General features: G+C 69.9%; 21 protein-coding genes. 9 read left to right on the top strand and 12 right to left on the bottom strand.

What is annotated here, in order from left to right; all coding sequences use genetic code 11:
• Positions 1 to 2 precede the first annotated feature (2 nt).
• Positions 3 to 1,079: an imelysin family protein gene (locus ABB55_RS25125; RefSeq protein WP_054361271.1), complete on the top strand. Its 1,077-nt coding sequence runs from the start codon at positions 3 to 5 to the stop codon at positions 1,077 to 1,079.
• 4 nt (positions 1,080 to 1,083) lie between these two features.
• Positions 1,084 to 2,193, top strand: a complete 1,110-nt coding sequence (locus tag ABB55_RS25130; protein WP_054361272.1) for a DUF1513 domain-containing protein — start codon at positions 1,084 to 1,086, stop codon at positions 2,191 to 2,193.
• Between the two features lie 109 nt (positions 2,194 to 2,302).
• Here ABB55_RS25130 and parE read toward each other — a convergent pair whose 3' ends face one another.
• The 3 genes from parE to ABB55_RS25145 form a co-directional block, all read right to left on the bottom strand.
• The gene (parE, locus tag ABB55_RS25135; protein ID WP_054361273.1) at positions 2,303 to 4,378 is read right to left on the bottom strand and encodes a DNA topoisomerase IV subunit B; all 2,076 of its coding nucleotides are present in this window, start codon (positions 4,376 to 4,378) and stop codon (positions 2,303 to 2,305) included.
• A gap of 288 nt (positions 4,379 to 4,666) precedes the next feature.
• Positions 4,667 to 5,080, bottom strand: a complete 414-nt coding sequence (locus tag ABB55_RS25140; RefSeq protein ID WP_054361274.1) for a hypothetical protein — start codon at positions 5,078 to 5,080, stop codon at positions 4,667 to 4,669.
• 184 nt (positions 5,081 to 5,264) lie between these two features.
• Positions 5,265 to 6,365, bottom strand: a complete 1,101-nt coding sequence (locus ABB55_RS25145; protein WP_054361275.1) for an acyltransferase family protein — start codon at positions 6,363 to 6,365, stop codon at positions 5,265 to 5,267.
• A 532-nt stretch (positions 6,366 to 6,897) separates the two neighbouring features.
• Here ABB55_RS25145 and ABB55_RS25150 point away from each other — a divergent pair.
• Complete coding sequence (locus ABB55_RS25150) at positions 6,898 to 7,542, top strand: TerC family protein (RefSeq protein ID WP_054361276.1); 645 nt, start codon at positions 6,898 to 6,900, stop codon at positions 7,540 to 7,542.
• Positions 7,543 to 7,717: 175 nt separating this feature from the next.
• Positions 7,718 to 8,023, top strand: coding sequence for a hypothetical protein (locus ABB55_RS25155; RefSeq protein ID WP_054361277.1), 306 nt, complete (start codon positions 7,718 to 7,720; stop codon positions 8,021 to 8,023).
• 76 nt (positions 8,024 to 8,099) lie between these two features.
• Here the strand turns inward: ABB55_RS25155 and ABB55_RS25160 are convergent, their stop codons facing one another.
• Together ABB55_RS25160 and ABB55_RS25165 are read right to left on the bottom strand one after the other, a co-directional pair.
• A complete protein-coding gene (locus ABB55_RS25160; RefSeq protein WP_054361278.1) occupies positions 8,100 to 8,765 on the bottom strand; it encodes an alpha/beta hydrolase in 666 nt (221 codons plus the stop codon).
• Between the two features lie 8 nt (positions 8,766 to 8,773).
• A complete protein-coding gene (locus tag ABB55_RS25165; protein WP_054361279.1) occupies positions 8,774 to 9,721 on the bottom strand; it encodes a ring-cleaving dioxygenase in 948 nt (315 codons plus the stop codon).
• A 361-nt stretch (positions 9,722 to 10,082) separates the two neighbouring features.
• On the opposite strand from ABB55_RS25165, the gene ABB55_RS25170 reads away from it, so the two are divergent.
• The 4 genes from ABB55_RS25170 to ABB55_RS25185 all read left to right on the top strand — a co-directional run bounded on the left by ABB55_RS25170 (position 10,083) and on the right by ABB55_RS25185 (position 15,495).
• A complete protein-coding gene (locus ABB55_RS25170; protein WP_054361280.1) occupies positions 10,083 to 10,715 on the top strand; it encodes a LysE family translocator in 633 nt (210 codons plus the stop codon).
• Positions 10,716 to 10,905: 190 nt separating this feature from the next.
• Entirely contained in the window at positions 10,906 to 13,209 is a 2,304-nt protein-coding gene (locus ABB55_RS25175; protein ID WP_200912072.1) for a sensor histidine kinase NtrY-like, read from the top strand.
• Between the two features lie 36 nt (positions 13,210 to 13,245).
• Positions 13,246 to 14,613, top strand: coding sequence for a nitrogen assimilation response regulator NtrX (gene ntrX / locus ABB55_RS25180; RefSeq protein WP_054361281.1), 1,368 nt, complete (start codon positions 13,246 to 13,248; stop codon positions 14,611 to 14,613).
• A 15-nt stretch (positions 14,614 to 14,628) separates the two neighbouring features.
• Positions 14,629 to 15,495, top strand: coding sequence for a D-amino-acid transaminase (locus ABB55_RS25185; RefSeq protein ID WP_054361282.1), 867 nt, complete (start codon positions 14,629 to 14,631; stop codon positions 15,493 to 15,495).
• Positions 15,496 to 15,674: 179 nt separating this feature from the next.
• On the opposite strand, the gene ABB55_RS25190 is transcribed toward ABB55_RS25185, so the two are convergent.
• Together ABB55_RS25190 and eno are read right to left on the bottom strand one after the other, a co-directional pair.
• Positions 15,675 to 16,253, bottom strand: a complete 579-nt coding sequence (locus tag ABB55_RS25190; protein ID WP_054361283.1) for a GNAT family N-acetyltransferase — start codon at positions 16,251 to 16,253, stop codon at positions 15,675 to 15,677.
• 237 nt (positions 16,254 to 16,490) lie between these two features.
• Positions 16,491 to 17,768 carry a phosphopyruvate hydratase gene (gene eno / locus ABB55_RS25195; protein ID WP_054361284.1) on the bottom strand — a complete coding sequence of 426 codons (1,278 nt, stop codon included), beginning with the start codon at positions 17,766 to 17,768 and terminating at the stop codon, positions 16,491 to 16,493.
• Positions 17,769 to 17,955: 187 nt separating this feature from the next.
• Between eno and queF the strand changes: the two genes are divergently transcribed.
• Positions 17,956 to 18,417: a preQ(1) synthase gene (queF, locus tag ABB55_RS25200; protein ID WP_054361285.1), complete on the top strand. Its 462-nt coding sequence runs from the start codon at positions 17,956 to 17,958 to the stop codon at positions 18,415 to 18,417.
• Positions 18,418 to 18,498: 81 nt separating this feature from the next.
• Here queF and hflX read toward each other — a convergent pair whose 3' ends face one another.
• The 5 genes from hflX to ABB55_RS25225 form a co-directional block, all read right to left on the bottom strand.
• Positions 18,499 to 19,899 carry a GTPase HflX gene (gene hflX / locus ABB55_RS25205; RefSeq protein WP_152982293.1) on the bottom strand — a complete coding sequence of 467 codons (1,401 nt, stop codon included), beginning with the start codon at positions 19,897 to 19,899 and terminating at the stop codon, positions 18,499 to 18,501.
• Positions 19,900 to 20,039: 140 nt separating this feature from the next.
• On the bottom strand, positions 20,040 to 20,294 hold the full coding sequence (hfq, locus tag ABB55_RS25210; protein WP_054361287.1) for an RNA chaperone Hfq: 255 nt from the start codon (positions 20,292 to 20,294) through the stop codon (positions 20,040 to 20,042).
• Positions 20,295 to 20,622: 328 nt separating this feature from the next.
• Positions 20,623 to 21,804: an SPOR domain-containing protein gene (locus tag ABB55_RS25215; protein ID WP_054361288.1), complete on the bottom strand. Its 1,182-nt coding sequence runs from the start codon at positions 21,802 to 21,804 to the stop codon at positions 20,623 to 20,625.
• Positions 21,805 to 21,864: 60 nt separating this feature from the next.
• A complete protein-coding gene (locus ABB55_RS25220) occupies positions 21,865 to 23,178 on the bottom strand; it encodes an Nramp family divalent metal transporter (RefSeq protein WP_054361289.1) in 1,314 nt (437 codons plus the stop codon).
• A 503-nt stretch (positions 23,179 to 23,681) separates the two neighbouring features.
• Positions 23,682 to 24,002: a hypothetical protein gene (locus tag ABB55_RS25225; protein ID WP_054361290.1), complete on the bottom strand. Its 321-nt coding sequence runs from the start codon at positions 24,000 to 24,002 to the stop codon at positions 23,682 to 23,684.
• Positions 24,003 to 24,073: the final 71 nt, after the last annotated feature.

The following is a 24,073-nucleotide window of genomic DNA, read 5'->3' on the forward strand; positions in this document are numbered from 1 at the left end:
TCATGCGACCCGTCTCCCGCGCCCTGTTTGCGGCCGCCGCCCTGCTGGCGAGCCTGTCTGCCGCCGCTTCCGTCCGGGCCGAGCCGCGCGGCAAGCCCGATTTCGACGCAATCTTCGCCTCCGTGGTCGAGAAGTTCGCCAAGCCGCGCACCACAGCCTTCGCCGAGGCCGCCGATACCGAGGCCAAGGTCTGGACGGCCTTCTGCGCATCGGCGCGCAAGCCGTCCGAGATCGAGGGGCTGAAGGCCGCCTTCGCCCGCACGGCCGACGCCTGGGTGGCGATCGAGGTGCTGCGGTCGGGTCCGGCTGCGCAGGCCAACCGATACGAGCGGCTGGTGCATTGGCCGGAGCGGCGCAATGCCATCGGTCGCGGCCTCGCCCAGCTCTATGCCGGCACCAATCCGGCCGACCTGGAACCGGCCGCTTTCGCCAAGACCAGCGTCGCCGTGCAGGGCCTGAACGCGATGGAGCGGGTGCTGTTCGAGCCGGATGCCACGAAGGCGCTCGCCGCGCCGGGGCCGGCGGGGCAGCGGCGCTGCGCGGTCGGCAGCGCGATCGCCACGGCGATTGCCGCGACGGCGGGCGAACTGCGCGACGGCTGGGGGCGTGATCCGAAGGCGATCGCGGCCGAGACCGGAGCCAGTGAGCCGGGCCGGGAGGCGACCACCCGCATCCTGACCGATCTTCTGACCGAGTACCGGGCGATCATCGAAGTGAAGATCGACCAGCCGGCCGGCAAGTCGCTCGAGCAGGCCAAGCCGGCCACGGCCGAGATGGCGCGCTCGCAGCGCTCCACGCGCACCATCGTGCTGGCGCTCGACGCCCTCGACGCGCTGACCCGTCTCCTGATCGATCCCGACTGGGCGGAGGCCGACAGCGTGCTCGCCACCGTCGCCTCGGCGCGCTCCATCGCCGCGACCGAGCCCGGCGAGATCGGCCCGCTCGCCGCCGACCCGAAGACCCGGTCGCGCGTGGTCCTGCTGCGTTCGGCGGTCGATTCGGCCTATGAGACGGCCGTCGAGGCGGTGCCGGCCGCGCTCGGCCTGACCGTCGGCTTCACCTCGCTCGACGGAGACTGAGCCGATGCCGATCGATCGGCGCAGCCTGATCCTGTCGCTCGGCGCCGCCGTTGGAGCGAGCCTGCTGCCGCGCGGGGCCGGGTCGGTCGGGGCGCCGACGCTTTTCGCCGGATGCCTTTTCGATGCCGATGGCGGCGGGCGGCTCGCCCTGTTCGACCCGGACGGACGACAACTCGTCGCCTCCGACCTGCCGGCGCGCGGCCATGACGTGGCCGTCTCGCCGGACGGCCGCCTGGTCGTCGCCTTCGCCCGCAGGCCGGGCACCTGGGCGGCCGTGATCGAGCGCGCCAGCGGCCGCGTGCTGACCACCATCCTGGCCGCGCCGGAGCGGCACTTCTACGGCCACGGCGTCTTTTCGCCCGACGGCCGGCTGCTGATGGCGACCGAGAACGACACGCGGGGCGGCGACGGCCTGGTCGGTCTCTATGACGTGGCCGACGGCTTCCGCCGCCTCGGCGAGGTGCCGAGCTGCGGCGTCGGCCCGCACGACATGACGCTGATGCCCGGCGGGGAACTGGTGGCGGTGGCCAATGGCGGCATCCGCACCCATCCGGAGACCGGCCGCGACATGCTCAATCTCGACGCCATGCGGCCCAATCTGGCGCTGCTGCGGCGCGACGGCCGTCTGGCCGACGCCTTCGAACTGCCGGAGGCCTTCCGGCTGTCGAGCCTGCGCCACATCGCGGTCGCCCCCGACGGCACGGTCGGCTTCGGCTGTCAGTATGCGGGCGACGCCGAGGCGGCGCCGGAACTGGTCGGCGTCGTGACCCGCGCCGGGCGGCTTGAGCTGCTGCCCGTGCCCGAAGACGCCAACATGCTGTTCGAGAACTATATCGGCTCGGTCGCCTTCGATGCCTCCGGCACCATCCTGGCCGCCGCGAGCCCCAAGGGCGGCGCGGTCGGCTACTGGGACGTGCCCGGCCGGCGCTTCCTCGGCATGAGCCGCCTGACCGACGCCTGCGGCCTCGCCGCCGCGCCGGCCTCGGGCCTGTTCATGCTCTCGGGCGGTGCCTCGGGCCTGCGCCTCGCCCGGGCGGAGACCGGCGATCTCGCCCGGCTCGGCGGCAGCGATGCCGGCCGCTGGATGTGGGACAACCATCTGCTGACGCTCTGACGGCGCCCGGCGGGCGCGCCCTCCAACGTGTCCGGACCTGGGGCTTTCGACATCGCCGGCGCCCGGCCGGCTGCCGCCCAGCTTTGCCCGACTTCCGGCCGATCGGTCGTCAGATGTCGAGGTCGATGTCGCTTGCGAAGGCGGCGCGCTCGGTGATGAAGGCGAAGCGGGCTTCCGGCTTGTTGCCCATCAGCCGCTCGACCGAATCCCGCGTCGCGTCCTCCTGGCCCTCGATCACCTGCACGCGCAGCAGCGTGCGGGACTTCGGGTCCATGGTGGTCTCCTTGAGCTGGAACGGCATCATCTCGCCGAGACCCTTGAAGCGGCCGACCTCCGGCTTCTTGTTGCGGTAGACCGTCGCCAGGAGCTCGTCCTTGTGGGCGTCGTCGCGGGCATAGATGGTCTTGGAGCCGTGCGTCAGCCGGTAGAGCGGCGGCACGGCCAGGAACAGATGGCCCTTGCGGATCAGGTCCGGCATCTCGCGATAGAAGAAGGTGATCAGCAGCGATGCGATATGGGCGCCGTCGACATCGGCGTCGGTCATCACGATGATCTTGTCGTAGCGCAGATCCTCCTGCCGCCAGGCCTTGCCGACGCCGCAGCCGAGCGCCTGGACCAGATCGGCCAATTGCTGGTTGGCACCGAGCTTGTCGCGGGTGGCGTTGGCGACGTTGAGGATCTTGCCGCGCAGCGGCAGCACGGCCTGGCTGCGCCGGTCGCGCGCCTGCTTGGCGGAGCCGCCGGCCGAATCGCCCTCGACGATGAACAGTTCCGAGCCCTGCGCGGCGGTATCGGAACAATCGGCCAGCTTGCCGGGCAGGCGCAGCTTGCGGATCGGGGTCTTGCGCAGGACCTCCTTCTCCTGGCGCCGGCGCAGCCGCTCGTCGGCGCGCTCGATCGACCATTCCAGCAACCGGTCGGCCTGCACCTTGGAGCCGCCGAGCCAGTGGTCGAAGGCGTCCTTGATCGCCGTGTCGACGATCCGGGTCGCCTCGGCGGTGGCGAGCTTGTCCTTGGTCTGGCCGACGAATTCCGGCTCGCGGATGAAGACCGACAGCATCGCACCGGCGGTCGTCATCACGTCGTCGGTGGTCAGGATGGCGGCGCGCTTGTTGCCGACCAGATCCGCATAGGCGCGCAGGCCGCGCAGCAGCGCGACGCGCAGGCCCTGCTCGTGCGTGCCGCCTTCCGGCGTCGGCACGGTGTTGCAGTAGGAGGAGACGAAGCCGTCGCCGGCGAACCACGCCACCGCCCATTCGACCGCGCCGTGACCGGAGGTCTTGGCGGTCTTGCCGGCGAAGACGTCGTCGGTGACGAGCCGCTCGTCCTTCAGGCGTTCGGCCAGGAAGTCCTTGAGGCCGCCGGGGAAATGGAACACCGCCTTGTCCGGCGTATCCTGGCCCTGGACCAGTTCGGGCGCGCAGGACCAGCGGATCTCGACGCCGCCGAACAGATAGGCCTTCGACCGGGCCATGCGGAACAGCCGGGCCGGATCGAAGCGCGCGCCCTCGCCGAAGATCTGCGGATCGGGCCGGAACCGCACCGTCGTGCCGCGTCGGTTCATGACCTCGCCGAGCTCCTCCAGCGCGGTCGTCGGATGCCCGCGCGAGAAGCGCTGCCGGTAGAGCCGCCGGTTCTTGGCGATCTCCACTTCGAGCCATTCGGACAGCGCGTTGACCACCGAGACGCCGACGCCGTGCAGGCCGCCGGAGGTCTCGTAGGCCTTGCCGTCGAACTTGCCGCCCGAATGCAGCATGGTCATGATGACTTCGAGCGCCGACTTGCCCGGATATTTCGGATGCGGGTCGACCGGGATGCCGCGGCCGTTGTCGGCCACCGAGAGCGTGCCGTCGGCTTCGAGCCGCACCTCGATGAAGCTGGCATGGCCGGCGACGGCCTCGTCCATCGAATTGTCGATCACCTCGGCGAAGAGGTGATGCAGCGCCTTCTCGTCCGTGCCGCCGATATACATGCCCGGCCGGCGCCGGACCGGCTCCAGCCCTTCGAGAACCTCGATATGCGACGCGTTATAGTCCGCCTCGCCCGGCATGGTGCTGCGGGTCGGCACCGACCGCACCGGCTTCGGCGGCGGGGGCGCCGGTGCGGGCCGCTCGGCCTCGGACCTGTCGGCCCCGGACCTGTCGGCTTCGGGCAGCTTGGCGAAAAGATCCTGCGGCTTGGCCATTCGGGCTTTCGGTCGATGATGTCGTCGGCGCGGTCTATCACGAATCGCCGGCGATTGTCGCACGGGCGAAAGCGGACCGGAAGCGTATGTTCCCTGAATGTTCGCGGCAAGCCCGTCCGTGCCCGGGGGGGCCGCATGGCTGCAAGGGGTGCCGCACGGCGGGCGGTGAGGGCGGCGGGCGCCGCTTCCTCCGCCGCCGGAGGATGCCTCCGGGCATCGCGCGGCCGAGGGCATTCGACGAGCGCCGCCCCGGCCGGCAGGGGACCGGGGCGACATTCGTCGGTGCGTTCAGCGGCCGGCGTAGCCCGGCTCGACCGCGTCCAGGCTCTCGGCGCGGCTCGAACCGGTCGCCCGGAACACGGCGATGGCGAAGATCAGCATCGCGGCGACCGTCAGGAGCGAACCGGCGATGGCCACGGCCACGCCCCAGTCCTGGCCGGTCACGCTGCCGGCGATGCCGATGGAGAGCGCCAGGGCGCCGGGCAGCGCGAGGGTGAAATGCAGGCCGGCCAGCCAGCCGGCCGCGTGCGGCATGGCGCGATAGAACAGGCCGGCCAGGAACAGGGTCGTGAAGCCGACCAGGTTGACGTGGGCGTGGACGGGCGACAGCGTGAAATCGTGCACGATGCCCATCCGGATGCCGAGCCCCATGCCGGCAAGCGCGAACAGCACGGCGCAGCGCAGGAACCAGTTTCCGATCATAATCCAACTCCGATGTTCAACCGGCGCCTGCTGGCGCCGGGCCCCCTGACCATCGGAAGGCGCGGCTGATAGCCGAGCCCGATGCCCGGCGCAACCGTTTGCGCGCCAACAATCGAGCCGCCCCCCGGTCACGTTCCCGTGAGGGGATCTGCGTATCGGTCGGCGCGTGGCGGCTGGGGCGGGCCTAGACTGTCGTTCCGGCGGAGGCCCGGCCGGTTCGTCGGCCCGGCAGCCGGGCGATCAGCGGATCGGCCAGGGCCGCCAGCAGCCGCCGTCCGGCCGGCTCGATGAAGGCCGCGATCAGCCAGGACGCGGCGAGGAGGGCGGCGCCCGCCACCGCCAGGGCGGCGATCGGATCGATCCCGGCCGCGGTGAGCCGGGCGAGCGCGACCGCGCCGATATTCTGATGCAGCAGATAGGCCGGATAGGTCATCAGCCCGGCCGTCCGGGCCAGGCGCGCCGCCGCCGGACCGGTGCTGAGCGGCACGGCCAGGGCGACCAGGGCAAAGACGGCCAGATGGAGCAGCGCGACGACGCGGAGATCCGGCACCACGCCATACTGGGTGGTGAGATCGGCCGCATTGACCATGCCGTGGGCGACCTGCACGGCCATGGCGGCGGCCAGCATGGCCAGACGCCCCACGCTCGGGCCGTCGACCCGCAGCCGGTAAAGGAGGATGCCGGCCAGGAATTCGCCGGCGAAGCTGGCCAGCACCAGCCGGTCGAAGGCGACATTGCCGAGCTTCAGGTTGATCGCCGAGAGGGCGAGCCAACTCCAGCCGAGCAGGGCCGGGTGGCGCCGCCACAGTCCGGTCGCCAGCGCCAGAAAGACCCAGCCGTAGAAGACGAGTTCGACGACGATCGACCAATAGGCCGAATCGACGAAACGCTGGCCGAACAGATGCGGCAGGAAGGTCAGGTTGGCGAGCCATTGCGCGGCCGTGACCGGCAAGGCCGGATCGGCGGCCCAGGCCAGCACCGCGGCCGTCAGGCTGACCGAAACCGCGAAGGCCGGCCACAGCCGCAGCAGGCGGGCACGGGCAAAGCCGATCGCGTCGCGCCCCTCGGCCGACCAGGCGATGACGAAGCCCGACAGGGTGAAGAACAGGTCGACCCCGAAATAGCCATAGACCGCAACCGCCTCGAGGCCGGGAAAGCGGACCGGTCCGCTCACCCCGGTGACCGGACCGCGAAACAGCCAATGGAAGGCGATCACCGCCAGGACGGCGACGACGCGCAGCAGGTCCAGTCCCGGCAGGCGTGGCGGCAGGGCAGCCCGGGCCAAGCGGCCGGCACCGATGCCAATGCTGCCGGGCTCGGTGGCGATCCCAGCCGCCCTTCCTCCGCCCCGGGGGGACCCGGCGGTCTCGCTGCTCGATGGGTTCATGCCCGGATCCGGCGTCCTGCGGCCGCATGCCGGCCCCGCTGGCGACCATCCGGGAAACCGCCCCGCCTGTCGACGGCAACGGCGTCTTAACCTTAGCGCCGACCCCGCGTGCGCTGCAGCATGGCATGTCGGCCACAACATGACCGAATTGTAAGGAAGCCCTTGCCCTCGTCCACCGCCTCGCCTATGTGCGGGGGAACCAGGCCGGGCCCCTCTGGCGGTTCGTTCGCGAACCGCGATGTCGGACTGGACATCCCGTCGAGTGGCCCGGCTGCCGTGCATCGCCGAAGGACACTGACCGATCCGGGCTCGAGCGGACCGGCCGCGCGCGATTGGCGCGGTCGTCCCGACGGCGTGTCGGATGGTCAGTGCCCTTTGTCGTTCGTCCGACCTCCGGCCGCTCTTTGCGGTTCAACGAAGAGGATGGACCATGACCGAAATCTTTTCGGCCGACGTGCTCACGGCCCTGCTGCAAGTGATCATGATCGACCTCGTATTGGCCGGCGACAACGCGATCGTCATCGGCCTGGCGGCCGCCGGGCTGCCCAAGGACCAGCGCAACAAGGCGATCCTGATCGGCATCGGCGCGGCGACCGTGCTGCGCATCATCTTCGCCGGCCTGACCACGCAGCTGCTGCAGATCGTCGGCCTTCTGCTCGCCGGCGGCATCCTGCTGCTCTGGGTGTGCTGGAAGATGTGGCGCGAACTGCGCACCTCCCATGCCGAGGAGGTCGAGGCCGAGGCGGCGCTGGACGGCACGGCGACCGGCGACAGCGGCGCGCCGCGCAAGACCTTCGCCCAGGCCGCCTGGCAGATCGTCGTCGCCGACATCTCCATGTCGCTCGACAACGTCCTGGCGGTCGCCGGTGCGGCGCGCGAACATCCCTGGGTGCTGATCTTCGGCCTTGGCCTGTCGATCGCGCTGATGGGCATCGCGGCGAGCTTCATTGCCCGCCTGCTGCAGAAGCACCGCTGGATCGCCTATGTCGGCCTTGCCGTCATCCTCTATGTCGCCGTCGACATGATCTGGCGCGGCGCCCACGAGGTCGCCCCGCTGGCCGGCATCGCGCTGTAATCGCACGGCCTTGACCATGTTGGGCCCGCCGCGTCCCGTTCAGGATGCGGCGGGCCTGACCATTTGTCGCGGTCCGATTTGCGCGCACCGCCCGCATGCCGGCTTGTCCGGATTGTCCTTGGCTGCGTAACAGGCTACCGGGAACGATCGGCAGGCACTTCGGAGGGAGACCGGCATGGCGGGATTGACGGCATCGGCACTGGTCGTCCTGGCCGGAGTGCTCGGATCGGATGCGGGCGGCGACGCGGCCGCCCAGAAGAAGGACGCCGATTCGGCGGTCAGCACGCTGGCCACCGTTCAGGGCTGCAAGATCGACCTTTCGGCGCCGCTGCGCCGCCTGCTGCTGCAGAAGGCCGGCCGCATCCACAAAACGAAGGCGGCGCTGGATGCGGCCATCGCCGAGGAGGCGGCGCTGTTCGCGGCCCTGCCCGAGGGCACGCGGACGGAACTCTGCGCGGCGATCGCCGGCGCCCTGAAATGACAGGTTGACCCCGGTCGGCCGGTCCGGGCTTCAAGGCTCCCGGACCGGCCGATCGCGTTTGGCCGGCTTGCCGCCATCACGCCTTGACGAGGGCCTCGACGATGTCGGCGAGTGCCGTCAGTTCATCCCGGTTCACGGCATGGCCGAAGCCGGGATAGATCCGTTCGTCCACCACCGCGCCGGCCTGGCGGAAGAGCGCGGCCGTCTCGCCGACATGGTCGAGCGGAATATGCGGATCGGCCTCGTTGCAGCCCAGGAACACCGGCAGGCCGTCGAAGCTGCCGGGCGTTGCGGCATGGCTGCCGAGCGGGCCGATCAGGCCGCCGGACAGGCCGACCGCGGCGCCGATCCGGCCCGGATGACGCCAGGCATATTCGAGCGCCAGGCAGGCGCCCTGCGAGAAGCCGCCGACCAGGATGCGCTTCGCCGGATGGCCGGCCGCGGCGGCCGCGCCGACCAGCCCGTCGACCAGCGCCAGGGCCGAGCCGAGCCAGGGCTCGTTGCGGGCGACGGGCTCCAGGAAGCGGCCCGGATACCAGGTGTTGCCGACGGCTTCGGGGGCGAGGACGGCGAGATCGGCGCGCCCGAGATGCCGGGCGAGGCCGAGCATGTCGTCGGCATCGCTGCCGCGGCCATGGATCAGGATGACGACGGCCGCCGCCGCGGCGAGCGGGGCGCCGGCGGTGGCGATCCGGGCCCGGGCATGCGGCCCGGCGGGAGGATGATCGAGAAGCAGGGTCATGGCGTCCCTCACAGCGGCTTCAGGTTGCGTTCGATCGCGGCGCGGCGCGGTTCCAGGAAGGGCGGCAGCGACAGGGCCTCGCCGAGGGTCTCCATCGGTTCGTCGGCGGCGAAGCCGGGAATGTCGGTGGCGATCTCGAACAGGATGCCGTTCGGCTCGCGGAAATAGAGCGAGCGGAAGTAGAAGCGCTCGACCTCGCCGCTCGACGGCACCCGGAAGCCGCGCAGGCGTTCGGTCCAGGCGCGCAGGGTCTCGTAGTCGGGCGTCCGGAAGGCGACGTGATGGACCCCGCCGGCGCCCTCGCGGGCCGGGGGCAGGTCCGGCTGCACGGCGACATGCAGCTCCGCCGCGGCCCCGCCCGGACCCATCGCATAGGCGACGACCGGCCCGCCGGGGAACTCGGCATCCTGGTATTCGGCCTCGCGGCGCATGTTCATCAGCGTGGTCAGCACGGCGTCGGTCGGGTCGAGCTTCGGCACGCTCAGCGTGATCCGGGCGAGGCCGCGGATCTGGTGCTCGGCCGGAACCGGGCTCTTCGACCAGGGATGGGTCTCGTCGCGATCGTCGGCGACCAGTTCCAGCCGCTGCCCCTCGCGATCCTCGAAGGCGAGCGACAGCCGGCCGCGCCGCTCGGCGATCTCGGAGACCGCGCGGCCCTCGGCGACGAGCCGCTCGCGCCACCAGCCGAGACTGCCGGCGGCGACGCGGAAGCCGGTCCGCACGATCGAATTCGTGCCGCGCCGCGCCGGCGCGGTCGGCCAGTCGAAGAAGGTGATGTCGGATCCCGGCGTGGCATCGCCGTCGCCGTAGAACAGATGATAGGCGCTGGTGTCGTCCTGGTTGACGGTCTTCTTGACCAGGCGCAGGCCGAGCACGCGGGTGTAGAAGTCGAGATTGCCGGAGGCATTCGACGTGATGGCGGTCAGATGATGGATTCCACCGAGAGCGAGGTCCATGGCGTCCTCCTGGGACTTGGAACGATCGGAACTGTTGCGGCCAATATCGGTGTTCCCGCCGGAAAGACAATTCGACGGATCGTTCGGCAGGATTGAACAGTCGCCGTCCGACGGACGGCGCCGCCCGCCGATCGGGATGGCGCGGCCGCTCTCGATGCCGGCACCCGAGCCGGTGTCCGAGTTCGCCCCTCGATGACCGCCGGTGCCGCGGGTTTCGGGGCGGCGCGGGCCGGGGGCGATGTCTCCACGGCCGGCGCGTGACCGGCCGGTCCGGGGGTGCAGGGCTGGTCTGCGTTGGGCTGCGGCGGCGCGGCGGCTAGAATGTTGTCGGCAATCACAGTCCGTCGAAGAGAGGCCCGCCATGGATCCGCTTCTTGCCGCTCAGGCCATCGCGGCCGGCATCGTCTATGTCGTCACGCCCGGACCGGCGACCCTGGCGGTTCTCGGGCTGACGGCGGCGCATGGGCGGGGGCGGGCGGTGCGCTTCCTCGTCGGGCATGCGGTCGGCGACGTGACCTGGGCGGTGCTCGCGCTGGCGGCGCTGGTCGGGGCCAGCCGGATCGGGCCGGGTCTGTTCCAGGCGCTCGGGGTCGCCTGCGGGCTCTATCTGATCGTGCTCGGCTGGCGCGCCCTGACGACGAAATCCGATGCCGAGGCGCCGCCGGTCGGCGCCGATGCCCCGCTGCGCACCGGCATCCTGTTCGGCCTGACCAACCCCAAGGCCTATCCGTTCTCGCTCGCCATGTTCGGCGCGCTCGCGGTCCAGTCCCAGGCCGGAACCATGACGTTCGGCCATGCCGCGGCGCTGCTGGCGGCGGTCTCGGCCGGCTTCGTGATCGGCAGTGCGATTTCGATCGGCTGGACCGGCCTGCCGCCGGTGCGCCGGCTGTTCGCGCGCTTTCGGGTCTGGATCGTGCGCCTGACCGGCGTGATCTTCATCGCCTTCGGCGCCAAGGCCTTGGCCGATGCGTCCGGGTTCGTTCGGGCGCGGTGACGGCGACGGTGGCGTCCGCCCCGAACAGGGCCGGCGCGACCTTCCGTCCTGTGGACTCTCGGTCACACTGCCGCATTTCGGCAACAATTGAGGCTGAGGTATGGATCACCGTCCTCGGGGCGGTCCCGCGGGAGGCGGTCGGATTCGCCGGCCGGCGGGCGGACGATCCAGCGGGACGATCCAGCGGACGATGACGGACAGCACGGCCGAACCGATTCTGACCCTGCCGAAGCATGTCGCCGCGCCGATCGGCGAATACGGCAAGTTCGTCCGCATGATCGGGCTCATCCTGGTCATCCTGTCGCTGCTGTCGGTGCTGGTTTCCTTCGCCATCCTGACCGGCATCACGCCGATCACGCCGTCCGACCAGGTGCTCAAGATCGCCATGGTGGTCAACGCCGTGCTGCTCTTGGCGCTGACCGGGCTGATCGGCTGGGAGCTGGTCGGCCTCTACATCGCCTGGAAGGATGGCCGCGCCGCCGCCCGGCTGCATTGGCGCATCCTGACCCATTTCTCGGTCATCGCGGCCGCGCCGGCGGTGATCATCGCCGTGCTCGCCTCCGTCACCCTCGACCAGGGGCTCGACCGCTGGTTCGAGACCCGGACCCGGACCATCGTCCAGAACGCAGCCAAGGTCGGGGCCGCCTATCTTCAGGAACATGCCCGCGTGCTGCGCGGCGACGCCATCGCGATGGCGGCCGAGATCGATCAGGCCAAGCCGCTCTACGACGACGAGCCGACCCGCTTCGATCAGTTCTTCGAGAACCAGTGCAGCCTGCGCCAGATCCCGGCGGCGTTCATTCTGCGGGCCGACGGCACGGTGGTCACCTCGGCCAAGCTCGACGAGGCCTGGGACAGCCCGCTGATGCCGCCGCCGGAAGCCTTCCGGCAGGCGGAGAACGACGAGCCCGTCGTGATCGCTCCCGGCCAGTCGAACCAGGTCGGCGCGGTCATGAAGCTGAAGGAGTTCGAAGGGCTCTACCTCTACGCGACCCGGCCGCTCGACGGCCGCGTGCTCGATCAGGTGCGTCTGGCGCAGGCCGCGGCCGGCGACTACGGCAAGCTCGAATCCAGCCGCTACGGCGTGCAGCTGGCCTTTGCGCTGATCTTCGTCGGCGTGGCCCTGATCCTGCTGCTCGCCGCCATCTGGGCCGGCATCGGCTTCGCCAACCGCCTCGTCGCCCCGATCCGGCGCCTGATCCTGGCCGCCGACTACGTCTCCAAGGGCAACCTCGCCATCCAGGTGCCGGTGCGCCCGAAGGAGGGCGACCTGGCCCATCTCGGCGAGACCTTCAACACCATGACGGCGGAACTGCGCACCCAGCGCTCGGAACTGATCGCCGCCAAGGACCAGATCGACCGCCGCCGCCGCTTCACCGAGGCCATGCTGGCCGGCGTGACGGCCGGCGTCATCGGCCTCGATGCGGAGCGGCGCATCACGCTCGCCAACCGGTCGGCGCTGGCGCTGCTCGACACGGCCGAGGCCAACCTGCTCGGCAAGTCGGTCGACGAGGCGGTTCCGGAACTGGCCGCCGCGACGGCGGAGATGAGCGCCGAGCCTTCGCATCGCGCCCGTCAGACCCAGGTGACGCTGCGCCGGGCCGGCCAGGAGCGGACCATCAATGTGCGCTTCACGACCGAGACCACGGCCGCCGGCGGCGGGCTGGTGGTGACGCTCGACGACATCACCGATCTGGTCACCGCGCAGCGCTCGTCGGCCTGGGCCGATGTGGCGCGCCGCATCGCCCATGAGATCAAGAACCCGCTGACGCCGATCCAGCTTTCGGCCGAACGCATCCGCCGACGCTACGCCAAGCGGATCGAGGACGACCGGCAGGTGTTCGATCAGTGCGTCGACACCATCATCCGGCAGGTCGGCGACATCGAGCGGATGGTCAACGAGTTTTCCTCCTTCGCGCGCATGCCGAAGCCGCAGAAGGAGGCGGGCGATCTGCGCGAACCGCTGCGCGAGGCCGTCTTCCTGCAGAGCGTCGGCAATCCGGAGATCGACTTCGTCTCGCGCCTGCCGGATACGCCGCTGGCCGGCAAGTTCGACATGCGCCTGATGAATCAGGTGTTCACCAACCTGGTCAAGAACGCCACCGAGGCGATCGCGGCGGTCGATCGCAGCGCGCCGGGCAGCGCCAAGGGCTGCGTCGAGGTGGCGGCGCGCGTCGTGGATGGCGAGATCGTGATCGACGTGATCGACAACGGCATCGGCTTCCCGCAGGAGAACCGGCACCGGTTGCTCGAACCCTATGTCACGACGCGCGAGAAGGGGACCGGCCTCGGTCTCGCGATTGTCAGAAAGATCCTGGAAGAGCATGGCGGACGCATCGAGCTGCTCGATGCGCCCGCCGTGGCGACCGGCGGGCAGGGCGCCATGATGCGCCTGATCCTGCCGGCGGCGGAGGCGGGCGCGCAGGGGGTGTCCGTGGAAGCCGGCCGCGAGGGAGCGGGAGCCGCCAGGTCGGCATCCGCGCCGATCGCGTGAGGCATCCGAGGGGACGACAAGCAGAAGAACGGGCTCATGGCATCTGACATCCTGATCGTCGACGACGAAAACGACATCCGCGAACTGGTGGCCGGCATCCTGGAGGATGAGGGGCACGGCACGCGGACGGCCGGAAACAGCGACGAATGCCTCGCGGCCATCGAGAAGCGACGTCCGTCGCTGATCTTTCTCGACATCTGGCTGATGGGCTCGAAGCTGGACGGGCTGGCGCTGCTCGACATCATCAAGGAGCAGCATCCGGACCTGCCGGTCGTGGTCATCTCCGGCCACGGCAACATCGAGACCGCCGTCTCGGCGATCAAGCGCGGCGCCTACGACTATATCGAGAAGCCGTTCAAGGCCGATCGGCTGGTCCTGATCGCCGAGCGGGCGCTGGAAGCCTCGAAGCTCAGGCGCGAGGTGAAGGAACTGCGCGAACGCTCCGGCGAGACGGAGGATCTGGTCGGATCGTCGACGATCATGAACCAGCTGCGCCAGCAGATCGAGCGCGTCGCGCCGACCAACAGCCGGATCATGATCTCCGGCCCGTCGGGGGCCGGCAAGGAACTGGTCGCCCGGCTGCTGCACCGCAATTCGCTGCGCGTCAACGGCCCCTTCGTGGTTCTCAATGCGGCGGCGATCACGCCGGAGAACATGGAGACAGAGCTCTTCGGCACCGAGCCGATCGAGGGGCGCCCGCGCAAGGTCGGTGCGCTCGAGGAGGCGCATGGCGGGACGCTCTATCTCGACGAAGTCGCCGACATGCCGCGCGAGACGCAGAACAAGATCCTGCGGGTCCTGGTCGAGCAGTCCTTCACCCGGGTCGGCGGCGCCACCAAGGTCCAGGTCGACGTGCGCATCATCTCGTCGACCGGGCGCGATCTGCCGCGCGAGATCCAGGAGGGGCATTTCCGCGAGGATCTGTTCCATCGCCTCGCCGTGGTGCCGCTGCGCGTGCCGGCGCTGGCCGAACGGCGCGACGACATCCCGAGCCTGGTGCACCATTTCATGGAGGCGATCTCGCGCACCAGCGGGCTGCCAAGCCGCAAGATCGGCGAGGACGCCATGGCGGTGCTGCAGGCCCATGACTGGCCCGGCAATATCCGCCAGTTGCGCAACAACGTCGAACGGCTGATGATCCTGACCCGCGGCGATGCCGATGCGGTGATCACCGCCGACCTGCTGCCCTCCGAGATCGGCGCCATGCTGCCGGCCCTGCCCAATTCGACCGGCGGCGAACATCTGATGTCGCTGCCGCTCCGGGATGCCCGCGAGATCTTCGAGCGGGAATATCTGGTCGCACAGATCAACCGCTTCGGCGGCAACATCTCGCGCACCGCTGAATTCGTCGGCATGGAGCGCTCGGCGCTGCATCGCAAGCTGAAGTCGCTCGGCGTCAACTGATCCTTCGGAGCCCCCATGGCCCGCATCGCCTATGTCAACGGCCGCTATCTCCCGATGACCGACGCCTCGGTCAATGTCGAGGACCGCGGCTACCAGTTCGCCGACGGCGTCTATGAGGTCTGCGAGATCCGCAAGGGCGACCTGATCGACGAGACCCGCCATCTGGCCCGGCTGGAATATTCGCTCGGCGAACTGCGCATCGCCATGCCGATGGGCCGTGCGGCGCTCGGCATGGTGCTGCGTCAGGTGATCCGGCGCAACCGGGTCCGCAACGGCTACGTCTATCTGCAGGTCACCCGCGGCGTCGCCCCGCGCGACCATGCCTTCCCGACCCGGCCCGTGCGCCCGGCCCTGGTGGTGACCGTCAAGCCGCTCGATCCGGCCATCGGGGCGGCCGTGGCGGAAGACGGCATCGCGGTCATCACGGTGCCCGAGAACCGTTGGGACCGGGTCGACATCAAGACGGTCGGCCTCCTGCCGAACGTGCTCGCCAAGCAGGCGGCCCGCGAGGCCGGCGCGCGCGAAGCCTGGTTCGTCGATGCGGACGGCTTCGTCACGGAAGGCGCGTCGACCAATGCCTGGATCGTCACCGGCGACGGCGTCCTGGTCACGCGGCCGGCCGACCGCGGCATCCTGCGCGGCATCACCCGGGCGGTCGTGATGGAGACCGCGGCGGCCGAGGGGCTCCGGGTCGAGGAACGGGCTTTCACGGTGGAGGAGGCCAAGCGCGCCCGCGAGGCCTTCGTGACCGCGGCGACGCAACTGGTCATGCCGGTGGTCCGGATCGACGAAGCGACCGTCGGCAACGGCAAGCCCGGCTCGATCGCCGCGACGCTGCGCGCCCGCTTCCACGATCACGCGGAAGCCGTGCCGGTCGGCTGAGACGACGACGCCCGAGGCTTGGGGACCCGAGGCTTGGGGACCCGAGGCTTGGGGCCCCGAGACCGCGAGCCCAAGTCATCGGCGTCTGAGGCTGCGGCGCCTGAGGCTGCGGCGCCTGGGACCGGGCGGGCTTGCGGCGCGGCATGCCGGCGGCGGCGAGATCGGCAGGGCGCTGGCCGTCAGTCCAGCGTCTTGACCATCGTGTGGACCTTGCCGTGATTGAAGTAGCGGCCGACCAGCGGCAGGCTGAAGGTCCGCGTGATGCGGTAGCCCCGCTGATGGTAGAAGTGCAGGCCGACCTCGTTTTCGTGGTCGACATGCAGCCGGATGATCCGCTTGCCGGCGGCACGGGCTTCCGTCTCCGCCATGGCGATCAGGGCCGAGCCCAGCCCCGCGCCGCGATGCGACGGACGGGTGCGGAAGCTCTCCACATAGAGTTCGTCGCTGCGCCGCAGGCTGGCGATCGCCATCACGGCGGCGTAGCGCAGCGAGCCGGCGAACCATCCGTTCAGGGCGACCAGGCCCGCCCGGTCGAAGCGGACCGGGCCGCGTCCGTCCATCCGATAGGTCAGGATCGAGGCCGGCTCGTCATCGATATAGCCGATCAGGATGCGGTCGAGATCGAGCCGTTCGCGCAGATAGAGGGCGCGCTCCTTCTTGCGCCCGAGCACCCATTCCAGCCAGGCCATCCCGCTCGCGATCTGCTTGAGCTCGCCGTCGGTCAGAATGCCGGCCGATCCCGGATGGGCGATGCGCATGTCTGGAATCCCTGCTGCCGGGTCCCGTCCGGTGCGGATCGGGGCGATCCGACGCGAAGGACAGCTTCAAGACGATCGATCGCCGACGGTTCAGGATCGGGCGGACGGCCCCGGTCGACCGGCGGCGACGCCCGGGGCCCGACGGCCCCGGACGGCGCCGGCGCGCGGGCCGCGGGCCGACCCGGGAACGAACGGCGGGTCCGGCCTGCTGCCGGACCCTGGTCGCGACGGACGGCGTCAGCCCTTCAGGACGGAGCGGCCGGCATAGCGGGCGGCGCTGCCGAGATGCTCCTCGATGCGCAGGAGCTGGTTGTACTTGGCCAGCCGGTCGGAACGGGCGAGCGAGCCGGTCTTGATCTGCCCGCAATTGGTCGCGACCGCGAGATCCGCGATGGTCGCGTCCTCGGTCTCGCCGGAGCGATGCGACATGACGGCGGTATAGTGCGCCTTGTGGGCGGTCTCGACCGCGTCGAGCGTCTCGGTCAGCGAGCCGATCTGGTTGACCTTGACCAGGATCGAGTTGGCGACGCCCTTCTTGATGCCCTCGCGCAGGCGGACGGAGTTGGTCACGAACAGGTCGTCGCCGACCAGCTGGACCTTGGCGCCGATCCGGTCGGTGACGAGCTTCCAGCCATGCCAGTCGTCCTCGGCCATGCCGTCCTCGATCGAGATGATCGGGTAGTCGGCGGCGAGCTTGGCCAGATAGGCGGCCTGCTCCTCGGGCGAGCGGACCACGCCTTCGCCCTCGTAGTGATAGGCGCCGTTCTTGAAGAACTCGGTCGAGGCGCAGTCGAGCGCCAGATAGACGTCCTCGCCGGCGCGATAGCCGGCCTTCTCGATGGCCATCATGCAGAAGTCGAGCGCGGCGGTGGCCGAGGCGAGGTTCGGGGCGAAGCCGCCCTCGTCGCCGACATTGGTGTTCAGGCCGGCATCCTTCAGCGCCTTCTTGAGCGTGTGGAAGATCTCCGCGCCCATGCGCAGGCCTTCCGAGAAGCTCGGCGCGCCGGCCGGCATGATCATGAATTCCTGGAAGTCGATCGGGTTGTCGGCATGCACGCCGCCATTGACGATGTTCATCATCGGCACCGGCAGAAGGCGGGCGTTCGGGCCGCCGACATAGCGGTAGAGCGGCAGACCGGCGGCCGCGGCGGCAGCCTTGGCGACGGCCAGCGAGACGCCCAGGATGGCGTTGGCGCCGAGCCGCTTCTTGTTCGGCGTGCCGTCGAGCGCGATCATGATCTCGTCGATCTCGACCTGGTTCTCGGCGTCCATGCCGCCGATGGCGTCGGCGATCTCGGTGTTGACCGCGTTGACGGCGCGGATCACGCCCTTGCCGAGATAGACGGACTTCTCGCCGTCGCGCAGTTCGACCGCCTCATGGGCGCCGGTCGAGGCGCCGGAGGGGACCGCCGCGCGGCCGAGCGAGCCGTCCTCGAGGCGGACATCCACTTCCACCGTCGGGTTGCCGCGGCTGTCGAGGATCTGGCGGGCGACGATGTCGATGATCGCGGTCATGGCGGGCTCTCTCCGGTTCGGCCTCGGCCGCCGTTTTAGCGATCGCACCGCCAAGGGCAAGACCCGCGGCTGCGATGAAGGCGCGCGGGGACGGGATTCGGGCTTTTCCCGACCCGGCGATTTGACGGCCGGCCGGTGGCGGGCCTATCTCGCCAGACCTGACATTCCGACCGACCCGGATACACCCATGACCGCCTTCGATGCCTCCTCGCTGCAGCTCGGCCACGAGACCATCTACCCGAAGAGCCCCGACGAGGCCCGGCTCGACCGGGTGCCGAACCCGCAGGCCGACACGCTCTATCTCGCCCGCTTCACGGTGCCGGAATTCACCTCGCTCTGCCCGGTCACCGGACAGCCGGATTTCGCCCATCTGGTGATCGACTACGTGCCGAAGGACTGGCTGGTCGAATCCAAGAGCCTGAAGCTCTACATGACCAGCTTCCGCAATCACGGCGCCTTCCACGAGGACTGCACGGTAGCGATCGGCCGGCGTCTCGCCGACCTGCTCGATCCGCATTGGCTGCGCATCGGCGGCTACTGGTATCCGCGCGGCGGCATCCCGATCGATGTCTTCTGGCAGAGCGGCGAGCCCCCCAAGGCGGTCTGGATTCCCGACCAGGGCGTCGCGTCCTATCGCGGGCGCGGCTGAGGCGCCCGGCGGGTTGCGGCGCCCGTCCGGTTGCGGCGCCAGGGCCGGGGAGGGCCGACCGGCCGGCCGCCCCCGGGCCGTTCACGCCTTCGCGCCCGCCCCGGTGATGAAGCGGCCGGCGCGCGACCGGAACAGGTCGAGCGCCTTGTCGGGCACGCGGACCTGGAGGGTGACCGCCTCGGCGCCGTCCGTGCGGGCGAGCACCTCCGTCGAGCGGTGCAGCCAGGCGATCAGTTCGCCTTCGGTCGGCGGCAGGCTGAGCCGGAAGCTGGAGCGGTCGCGGTTGAGCCGTTCCTCGATCAGGCCGAGCAGCCGGTCGAGGCCTTCGCCGGTGGCCGCCGACGCCGGGATGGTGACGAGACCGTCGGCCTGAGCGCGCTGGCCTTCGGCGACCAGCTTCTCGCGGTACTCGGGGTCGAGCAGGTCGATCTTGTTCAGGACCTCGATCATGCGTTGCGGGTCGCGCGGGTCGACGCCGAGCTGGCGCAGCACGTCCTCGACATCACGCGCCTGGGCGAGCGTGTCTTCATGGGCGATGTCGCGCACATGCAGGATCAGGTCGGCCTCGATCACCTCCTCGAGCGTCGCCCGGAAGGCGGCGACCAGATGGGTCGGCAGGTCGGAGACGAAACCGACCGTGTCGGACAGGATCATCTCGCCGCCATGGGGCAGGCGGACCCGGCGCAAGGTCGGGTCGAGCGTGGCGAAGAGCAGATCCTTGGCGAAGACGCCGGCATCGGTCAGCCGGTTGAACAGGGTCGACTTGCCGGCATTGGTGTAGCCGACCAGGGCGACGACCGGATGCGGCACCTTCTTGCGCGTCTTGCGATGCAGCGCGCGCGTGCGGGTGACGCCTTCGAGTTCCTTCTCCAGCTTGGCGATGCGCTCGGTGATGACGCGCCGGTCGGCCTCGATCTGGGTCTCGCCGGGGCCGCCGAGGAAGCCGAAGCCGCCGCGCTGGCGCTCCAGATGGGTCCAGGAGCGCACCAGACGGCTCTTCTGGTAGTTCAGATGCGCCAGCTCGACCTGCAACCGGCCCTCGCGCGTGCGGGCCCGCTCGCCGAAGATTTCCAGGATCAGGCCGGTGCGGTCGAGCACCTTGGCGTTCCAGGCCTTTTCCAGATTGCGCTGCTGGATCGGCGAGAGCGGGTGGTCGACGATCACCAGGCCGACGCCGTTGGCCTCGACCGAGGCCTTGATCTCGTCGACCTTGCCCTGGCCGATCAGCGTCGCCGGCCGCGGCTGGGAAAGCCGCACGACCAGGCCTTCGACCACGTCGAGGTCGATCGCCGCCGCCAGGCCGACGGCCTCCTCCCGGCGCGCCGCCACGGAGCGCTGCGGGCGGGGTGTCTCGCCGGTCTCGGACGGTTCGGCCCGCTCGCGGATATCGGTGCGGACCGGCACGACCACGATCGCGCGCACCGCTTCGGCCAGCCGCGATTGCGGAGCGCGCCCCGTGCTGCGGCGGCCGGTCGATTCGATCGGGTCGATGTCGGAGGTGTCGCTATCGAAGGCGGTTTCGTCAGGCGGGACGGGGGCTTGGCCGGCCTGCGGCCCGATCCCCGTCCGGTTGGCGTCGTCGCCGGGGCCGCTACCGCTACCGCCGCCGGCGCGCTTGCGCGTCAATCGTTCACCCGTCCGCTGGCTTCGTCAGGTTCGAAAAGTTGCAGCGGCGCGCCCGGCATCACCGTCGAGATGGCGTGCTTGTAGACGAGCTGCGAATGCCCATCCCGGCGCAGGAGAACGCAGAAGTTGTCGAACCAGGTGACGACTCCCTGGAGCTTGACGCCGTTCACCAAAAAGATCGTGACCGGGGTCTTGTTCTTGCGAACGTAATTGAGGAACGTGTCCTGAAGGTTTTGTGCGCGGTCTGCCATTGTTGTTTCGACCTTATGTTATGATGATTGCTGGTCGTGATTGTTGTCGAACCACCGGCATCGCAGGCAAGGGAACGGTCAGGCGAACCAACGCGCGACGATGCGGTGCCATCATAACGGCAGCCCGGGGTCTTCGTCCAGAACATGCAAGGCTGCTTCCTCTTGCAGATTGACGGAGGTCAGCCATGCCGCGCCGGTGGCAGGGACGGCCGACCGGGTTGCAGGAGGGTTTCGCAGAGCCGCGTTCGGGCCGCCACCCTGGGTCCCGCGCGCTCCGGGAACGGCCGGGTTGTGGGCCGGCGGCGCGGGCCGCGACGAGCGGATAGGGTTACTTGCCCGGCGGCTGGCCGACATAGCTGGCCGGCGTGCAGGCGAGCCCGGCGCCCTTGGCGGCGATGCAATATTTGAGCGCCTCCGCCGGGGATGGGAAGGGGCCGCCGACCAGCCGCACCTCGATCCCGTCGCCGGTCTCACGCGCCTGCGCCAGCGGATGGTAGCCCTTGGTCAGCTTCGGCAGGCGGGCGTCGATGTCGAGCCAGGCCTTGCGCAACTGAACCAGCGACCGGTACCCGCCGAGATCGACGCCGTAGTCGCCGCGTCCGGGTGCGACCGTCGGGACGGTGCCGGTGGTCTCCGGCGCGCGGCCGCCGGGATCGGGCGCCTGATCGGATCGGACGCCGATCGCGATGGAGGGATTGGCGGTGATCCGACCCGGCGCGGCGGGAGCGGCCGGCGCCGGCAGACCCGCTTGCGGCGTGCCGCCCTGGCCCTGCGGCGCCGGCGGCAGGGCCGACACCGGCGCGGGCGCGGCGGTCGCGGCGCCATTGCCCGCCGCCGGCAGGCCGCCGCCGGCGGGCAGGGTCGCGGTGGCGGGCCCGGCCGGCGCCGACGGGCGGAATTCGCCCGGCTTGATGTCGCCGGGGCGAGGATCGACGCGCGTCAGGCCCGGGTCCGAAGCCGGAAGGCGCCCAGGCGCGGCCGGCTTGGACGGATCGGGCCGGATGTCGGACGATGCCGGCGCGGCGGCACCGCCCTCCGGCGCTCTGACGCCCTCCGGCGCCCTGGCGGCGTCGGGGACCGGCCGGCGCGCGACACTGGTCAGGCCGGCGGTCAGGATGGTCGCCTGGTCTTCCAGCAGGGTGACGCGCTGGCTGAGAAGATCGAACTTCTGGTCGGCCCTGCCGACCAGGCGGCGCAGATCGAGCACCTCCTGGCGAAGCAGCTCGACCTCGCCGGCCAGCGCGATCGGATCGGCGATGCCGCCCGCATTCGGCCTTACGCGCGCATGGGCCAGCGGATTGACCGGCGTGCCGATCGTGCCGGTATTCTCGAGCCCGTCCAGGCGGCCGGCCGTGGCCGGGCGTTGCGGCGCATATTGCCAGGCGGCGAACCCCGTCAGCACGGCCATCACGGCCACGAAGCCCCATGCGGCGAGCGTGAAGACGCTCGTCGTCGCATAGGCCCGCTCGGCCTCGATCTGCTTCAAAGGGTCCTGCAGCAGGGCCGCCACGGGCGCCGATCCTTCCCCGAATCTCTTCGGGCGAGAATATCACCAAGCCCGCAGGCCAAGTCAGCCGAAGACGAAGTCGATGATCAGCTTGATGTTCAGGGCGATGATCACGGCGGCAATCACCCCGGCGGCGACCGACAGCCACCGGGGCGCGACCAGGGCGCCCATCTTGGACCGGTCGGCGGTGAACATCACCAGCGGGACGACCGCGAAGGGGAGCTGCAGGCTGAGGATGACCTGACTGAGGATCAGGAGCTTGCCCGTCCCGGCCTCGCCATAGGCGATCGTGACGCCGGCCGCCGGCACGATGGCGAGCGATCGTGTGACGAAGCGGCGCAGCCATTGCGGCAACCGGATGCGCAGGAAGCCTTCCATCACGATCTGGCCGGCCAGCGTCGCGGTGACGGTCGAGTTGAGGCCGCAGCAGAGGAGCGCGATGGCGAACAGCGTCGGCGCCATGGCGCTGCCGAGGAGCGGCGCCAGCAGCGAATGCGCGTCGCCGAGCTCGGCCACCTCCTGGCGGCCCGTGGCGTGGAACGAGCCCGCGGCCAGGATCAGGATCGATGCGTTGATGGTCAGCGCGAACATCAGCGCGACGGTGGAATCGAGCGTGATGTAGCGCAGCGCTTGCCGCTTCTCGGCCAGATCGTCGCCGAACTTGCGCGTGCCGACGATGCCCGAATGGAGATAGAGATTGTGCGGCATCACGGTCGCGCCGATGATGCCGAGCGCCAGATAGAGCATGTCCGGATCGGTCACGATGCGCGTCGTCGGCGCGAAGCCGCGGATGATGTCGCCGAGATTGGGCTGCACCATGGCGATCTGGATCGCAAAGCAGACCGCGATGATCCCGAGCAGGGCGATGATGAAGGCTTCCACCCAGCGGAAGCCGAGCACCTGCAGATAGAGGATCAGGAACACGTCGAGGGCCGTCAGCACCACGCCGATTTCGAGCGGGATGCCGAACAGCAGATTGAGGCCGATCGCGGTGCCGATCACCTCGGCCAGGTCGGTGGCGCAGATGGCCAATTCGGCGAGCAGCCACAGCGGCCCGGATACCCAGCGCGGATAGGCGTCGCGGCAGGCCTGCGCAAGATCGCGTCCGGTGCCGACGGCGAGGCGCGCGCAGAGCGACTGCAGCACGATCGCCATGATGTTGGAGAGCAGCGCCACCGTCAGCAGCGCATAGCCGAACTTCGATCCGCCGGCGATCGATGTCGCCCAGTTGCCGGGGTCCATGTAGCCGACCGCGACCAGATAGCCGGGTCCGACGAAGGCGACGGCCCGCCGGAGGTTCGACCCCGTGTCCGGGACCGCGATGGTGCCATGCACCTCGATCAGCGACGGCGTTCCGCGCTCTTCTCTCCAGGCCATGCTGTCTCTCTCTTCCGGATGTCGGCCGTCGCGGGGTGGCGAGGTTCGGCATGATGCGATGGGAAACGAGGCTAATGCATTTGCAACTCATTCGCAATAAAATCTGCTACGGCATGAAAGTACCGCTTCGCAACGTCCGCAGGCAGCGGCGTCGCGATTGCCCTCCCGGCTCGGTGGACAGGGTGCCGCCGCCGTCTTTGTGACTGGCCTGCAACACCGTTTTTCAATGACTTGCCGGCTAGTGTCGACGCCTGCAAATGCCGCTATTCGGACACAAAGCGCCACGAGCGTGCCGGATGGAAATTCCGCATGGTGCGGGCGTTTTCTCCGGTGGCCGGTGCTGCCCGAAGGTCTTCCCCGCCGTCCACCCGGCTCGAAACGAGGCGGATGCGACGGGGAGGCGGATCGGCGGCGCGGGACGGCCGGGGCGCGGCAGGCGGAAGACCGGTTGGCACGAGGCGTCGCAGAGCGGCCGTGCCGAGGGGGATCGGATGGGCGTGAATTCACCGCAGGCCGGCCGGGCGGGCGCCGGCAGGGCGGGGTTGCGAAGCCGTCGCATCATGGCCGAACGGGATCATCTCCGGTTTCGGACGGTGCGGGAGTGCGAATCGATCCGAACTCTTGGATTTCGACCGTCCGGCCGGGCGCCCGGCGCAATGCCGGGGAACGCCGGAGTCGTGGTCGGAGTCGTGGCCGGAGTCTTGATCGAGTTGTCGGAAGTCGTCGGTGCCGTCCCGGGCGGTGCCGCCGAGTCCCGGACCGGCCTTCTTCATGGCGAATGCGTGGCCGGGACCGGCCGTACTCTTGCCGAAAACCTCGGTCATGGTCCGGCCAATGAACTAGAGGACGTTGTTCGCCCCGCCGATCGGCCGCTCCCGCGATCGGGCGTCATGTC

Origin of the sequence: Prosthecodimorpha hirschii, from assembly GCF_001305515.1 — a bacterium.
GTDB lineage: Bacteria > Pseudomonadota > Alphaproteobacteria > Rhizobiales > Ancalomicrobiaceae > Prosthecodimorpha > Prosthecodimorpha hirschii.